The following is a 6,372-nucleotide window of genomic DNA, read 5'->3' as shown; positions in this document are numbered from 1 at the left end:
CCTTTCGGATCTCGGCTCCAACGGGACGGTGACGATCCTGATGGTTGCGGTTAACGACGCGCCTGTGGCCAATGATGATGCCGTGACGACGCCTGAAGAGGTTGCGGTTGCGCTGAACCCGACGCTGCCGGGTGATGTTGATGATCTGACCACGGTTCTGACGGTGACGGTCGATCAATTGCCGAACGCCACGACCCAGGGCACGATCAGCTACACGCCGGACGGCGGTGGTGCGGCGGTGACGCTGGCGCTTGGCGATACGATCTCGGTCGCAGAGCTGGCGACCACCCTGTTTACGCCTGCCACCGACTTCAACGGCACAGCCACATCCTTCGCCTACACCGTCTCCGACGACGGGGGCGCAAGCGACACAGGCTCCGTCGCCATCACAGTCACCCCCGTCAACGACGCCCCGGATGCGGCAAGTGATGCAAGAGACGTTGATGAGGATGGTGCCACGCCGCTGAACATCACCTTGCCGACGGATGTGGATGACGTGCCAGCCGATCTGAGCGTGATCATCACGCAAGCTCCGCTGGCTGGTGAAGGCACGATCACGTACACGCCGGACGCTGGTGGTGCTGATGTGACGCTTGCGCCAGGTGATACGCTGACGCTGACGGAACTGGCGAGTGCCAGCTTCACGCCTGCAACAAACTACACCGGTCCTGTCACCTCGCTGAGCTACACGGCGCAGGACGACGAGCTTGCGGCTGATGCGGGTTCGCTCGGCACGGTCGATATCACGATTGTGCCGATCAACGACGCGCCGGATGCGAACGACGATGCGGTGACGACGAACGAAGACACGCCAGTCGCGCTGAACCCGACGCTGCCGAGCGATGTGGACGATGCAACGGCTGATCTGACGGTGACCATCACGCAGGTGCCGAACGGCACAACGCAGGGCACGGTGAGCTATACGGATGCTGGCGGTGCCACGCAGACGCTGGCTTTGGGCGATGCGCTGACGGTTACCGAGTTCGCGACGCTGTCATTTGCGCCGGTTGCTGATTATGACGGTCTGGTCGACACGATCACCTACACGGTTACCGACGACGACAACCTGTCGGACGCTGGCTCAAACGGCTCCATCATGATCACACTGGTGCCCGTCAACGACGCGCCGGATGCGTTCAATGATGTGGTTGCCGCTGATGAAGATACGGTCACACCGCTGAACATCACCTTGCCGAGCGATGTTGATGACGTTCCCGCTGATCTGAGCGTGATCATTACGCAAGCTCCGCTGGCTGGTGAAGGCACGATCACGTACACGCCGGATGCTGGTGGCGCTGATGTGACGCTTGCGCCGGGTGATACGCTGACGCTGACGGAACTGGCGAGTGCCAGCTTCACGCCTGCAACAAACTACACCGGTCCTGTCACCTCGCTGAGCTACACGGCGCAGGACGACGAGCTTGCGGCTGATGCGGGTTCGCTCGGCACGGTCGATATCACGATTGTTCCGATCAACGACGCGCCGGATGCGAACGACGATGCGGTGACGACGAACGAAGACACGCCAGTCGCGCTGAACCCGACGCTGCCGAGCGATGTGGACGATGCAACGGCTGATCTGACGGTGACCATCACGCAGGTGCCGAACGGCACAACGCAGGGCACGGTGAGCTATACGGATGCTGGCGGTGCCACGCAGACGCTGGCTTTGGGCGATGCGCTGACGGTTACCGAGTTCGCGACGCTGTCATTTGCGCCGGTTGCTGATTATGACGGTCTGGTCGACACGATCACCTACACGGTTACCGACGACGACAACCTGTCGGACGCTGGCTCAAACGGCTCCATCATGATCACACTTGTGCCCGTCAACGACGCGCCGGATGCGTTCAATGATGTGGTTGCCGCTGATGAAGATACGGTCACACCGCTGAACATCACCTTGCCGAGCGATGTTGATGACGTTCCAGCCGATCTGAGCGTGATCATCACGCAAGCTCCGTTGGCTGGTGAAGGCACGATCACGTACACGCCGGACGGTGGTGGCGCTGATGTGACGCTTGCGCCGGGTGATACGCTGACGCTGACGGAACTGGCGAGCGCCAGCTTCACGCCTGCAACAAACTACACCGGTCCTGTCACCTCGCTGAGCTACACGGCGCAGGACGACGAGTTTGCGGCTGATGCTGGTTCGCTCGGCACGGTCGATATCACGATTGTTCCGATCAACGACGCGCCGGATGCCAATGACGATGCGGTGACGACGAACGAAGACACGCCAGTCGCGCTGAACCCGACGCTGCCGAGCGATGTGGACGATGCAACGGCTGATCTGACGGTGACCATCACGCAGGTGCCGAACGGCACAACGCAGGGCACGGTGAGCTATACGGATGCTGGCGGTGCCACGCAGACGCTGGCTTTGGGCGATGCGCTGACGGTTACCGAGTTCGCGACGCTGTCATTTGCGCCGGTTGCTGATTACGACGGTCTGGTCGACACGATCACCTACACGGTTACCGACGACGACAACCTGTCGGACGCTGGCTCAAACGGTTCCATCATGATCACACTGGTGCCCGTCAACGACGCGCCGGATGCGTTCAATGATGTGGTTGCCGCTGATGAAGACACGGTCACACCGCTGAACATCACCTTGCCGAGCGATGTGGATGACGTTCCCGCTGATCTGAGTGTGATCATCACGCAAGCTCCGTTGGCTGGTGAAGGCACGATCACGTACACGCCGGACGCTGGTGGCGCTGATGTGACGCTTGCGCCGGGTGATACGCTGACGCTGACGGAACTGGCGAGCGCCAGCTTCACGCCTGCAACAAACTACACCGGTCCGGTCACCTCGCTGAGCTACACGGCGCAGGACGACGAGCTTGCGGCTGATGCGGGTTCGCTCGGCACGGTTGATATCACGATTGTTCCGATCAACGACGCGCCGGATGCCAATGACGATGCGGTGACGACGAACGAAGACACGCCAGTCGCGCTGAACCCGACGCTGCCGAGCGATGTGGACGATGCAACGGCTGATCTGACGGTGACCATCACGCAGGTGCCGAACGCCACAACGCAGGGCACGGTGAGCTATACGGATGCTGGCGGTGCCACGCAGACGCTGGCTTTGGGCGATGCGCTGACGGTTACCGAGTTCGCGACGCTGTCATTTGCGCCGGTTGCTGATTATGACGGTCTGGTCGACACGATCACCTACACGGTTACCGACGACGACAACCTGTCGGACGCTGGCTCAAACGGTTCCATCATGATCACACTGGTGCCCGTCAACGACGCGCCGGAAAGCACTGATGAGACGTTAACGACGCTGGAGGACACGGCGCTCGATCTAAACCTGGCGCCGCCAACCGATGTTGAAGACGCCGACGCCGATTTGGCCATTACGGTGACCCAGGTTCCTGATGTTGCTCAAGGCGAGATCACGTTCCAGCCGAACGGAAATGGAACGCCAACCACACTTGCAGCAAATGATGTGTTGACGTCTGCAGAGCTTCAAACGCTCACTTTCGTGCCAACGGCGAATTATGCCGGACCGGTTGATAGCCTGCTCTACACCGTGTCCGACAGCGATGGCGGCACGGTTGATACCACTGTTGCGCTATCTGTTACGCCGGTGAACGACGCGCCAGCCGGTGCGGATAACACCATCATACTGGCGGAAGACAACGTTCACACATTCACGCTTGGCGACTTTGGCTTCAGCGATGTGGACGACAACCCAGCAAATGCGTTGCAACGGATCATGATTGCGAGCCTGCCCGATAACGGTGCGCTGACGCTTGCTGGAACGCCCGTAACGCTGGATCAAATGATCTTGCCCGGGCAGCTTTCGCAGCTTGTGTTCACACCGGAGCCCAATGCAAACAACGATACGACGCCGGGCGACAATTACGCGTCATTCGATTTTGTTCTGATCGATGATGGCGGCACGGCAAATGGTGGCATCAATACCGATCCGGTGGCGAACACGATCACATTCTCGGTGACGCCGATCAATGATCTGCCAACATTCGCTGCACCACCACAAACCGACATTGAAGATTCTACCGTAACTGGTGACGTTCAAGCACTGGATGCCGATGGTGATGCGTTGGATATTTCGCTCGGAGCCTCTCCGCTCAACGGTGTTGCAACGATCAATCCTGATGGCACTTGGACCTATGCGCCCAATGCTGATTGGAACGGCACGGACACGTTCGACATTATCATCGATGATGGCAATGGTGTGAGGGTCACAGTTCAGCAGACTGTCATAATCACTCCTGGTCCAGACATCGCTGACGACACCGTCACCACAGATGAGGATGTGCCGATCACGATCAACGTCATCACGGGTGAGAACACTGATGGCGGTCTTGGTGGACCGGGTGCGGATGATTTCGAAGGCACTCCCGTCGTTACAGCTGTAACTCAGGGCTTCAATGGTTCGGTCTTCTTCACAGCACAAGGTGAAGTTGTCTACACACCAGATCCCGAATTCAGTGGTACGGATTCGTTCACCTACACCGTGACCGTAAACGGCGTCTCCGAGATGGCGACGGTGACGGTCTTGGTCAATGAGGTGAACGATCCACCACGCGGTATTGCGCCTCCAGCGACGACCCTGGAAGACACGCCTATCGGTGGCGGCATTGTGATGATTGACCCCGAAGGCGACATCGCGACGGCCACGCTGCTGACGCCTCCGCCAAATGGCGATGTGGTGGTTCTGCCGAATGGCTCGTGGACCTACACGCCTGTGCCAGACTTCAACGGTTTTGACAGCTTCATTGTCATGATCTCCGATCCGGGTGGTGCAAGCAGCGCTGTCGTGGTGGATATAACTGTGTTGCCGGTGGACGATGTTCCGCAATTGGGCGTGCCATTGCCACCAGTTGATTTGGTCGATGGGGAAACTGTCACGCTTGATCTGACACCTGGTTTTGACGACCCTGACACGCCGTTGACCTATACGGCTGTCGGGTTGCCACCAAGCCTGGCTCTTGATCCGGCAACTGGTATCGTGACCGGAACGCTGCCACCAAATGCGAGCCAGAGCGGGCCTTACACGGTCACAGTGACCGCGACCGATGGTATCAACCCTGAGCTGTCGACCACGTTTGAGATCAACGTCACCAACCCGCCGCCGGTCGTTGTGCGTCCGATTGTGGAAACGCTCTTCGAAGATCAGGCTTACACTCTGCCTGCGGGCACGCTGTTTGACGATCCTGATGGGGACACGCTTACGTTCTCCGCGCCAGATCGTCCCGACTGGGTGGCCATTGATCCTTCGACAGGCGAGATGAGAATTGCCGTGCCGATTGGTGCGCAGGCGAATGGTCCATACGTGTTTGATTTGATTGCAGATGATGGCGAAGGCGGTATCGCCACAACCACGGTTACGATCAACATTCAGGTACGCTCAGATTTCATTGATCGCACAGATAACCCGGCTGACACTCCGCGCGAAATCGTGCCGGATATGCCGACGCGAAATAATGCCACACCGCCGTTTATTGTGGAGGCAATCAACGAGTTCCAAGACCTTAACGGCACGTCCAACCTCTCGCCTGTGGAGGGCATTGTAAGTGATGCCGTCAACCGTGCCGCATCGCTAGACTCCGTCATGTCGGCCAAACCTGCCGATCCTGAAGTGCTCAAAGCGGTCGATGGTATCGAAGAGCTGCGTTCCATCGATCTCTCCGTAGATCCGATGTCTCGTGAGGATGGCAATTCCTGGGCTGTTGAAGGACTGACAGGCTTCTCAGTGCGCTTTGACTACAAGGATGATGGTTCTGACGCCGATGATGCAATCAATTCCAGCAGCCGCGAAGGCCAGTTGGTGATTGAGACCTATGTGCGCGAACGGGTTCTGTTCATCGATGTAAACAACACGTTCGATCCTGAGCGTGAAGGAATGGTCAAACGCTATCTGGTGGAAATGCTGGATGGCAGCCCGGTGCCGGAATGGATACGCATTATCCGGGATGGCTTTATCGTGGCCGAGCGGCCAGCCAACATCCTCGATCTTGAACTGAAAGTGTCTGCTGAAATGGAATCTGGCGAGTTGATTTCACGCGCGGTCCGAATCCACGGACCATCCGGCGAAATTCAACCGCTTGCACTCAGCGCAGCTGCCGCTCTCTCGACAGAGGGTGCGCGGGGTTCCTTTAGCGATATGCTGAGCACTCTGGCTAAGGAAGTGCCTCCATCTGGTGAAACATGCGAAATGCCGCTGGATGAGAAAATGTCGGTGACTGGTCGCAATACCGAAGCGCTGAACAACATGCTGGGCACGATGAAAGAGCGTGAGCAGGCGGTTGACAAAGAAGCTGAGTCCAAAAGAGAACTGAGGCCGCAACTGCGCGGTGCCTTAGACGATGCCAGCTGACCTTATCACTA

The 6,372-nt window shown here is 58.5% G+C and carries 1 protein-coding gene; it reads left to right on the top strand.

Features of this window, described 5'->3' with window-relative positions:
• Positions 1-28: 28 nt before the first annotated feature.
• The gene (locus ACFQ14_RS07415) at positions 29-6,361 is read left to right on the top strand and encodes an Ig-like domain-containing protein (RefSeq protein ID WP_377212058.1); all 6,333 of its coding nucleotides are present in this window, start codon (positions 29-31) and stop codon (positions 6,359-6,361) included.
• Positions 6,362-6,372: the final 11 nt, after the last annotated feature.

The sequence above is a fragment of the Pseudahrensia aquimaris genome (assembly GCF_042676045.1).
GTDB classification, from domain to species: domain Bacteria; phylum Pseudomonadota; class Alphaproteobacteria; order Rhizobiales; family Rhizobiaceae; genus Pseudahrensia; species Pseudahrensia aquimaris.
This window is presented reverse-complemented; position numbering and strand designations above follow the sequence as displayed.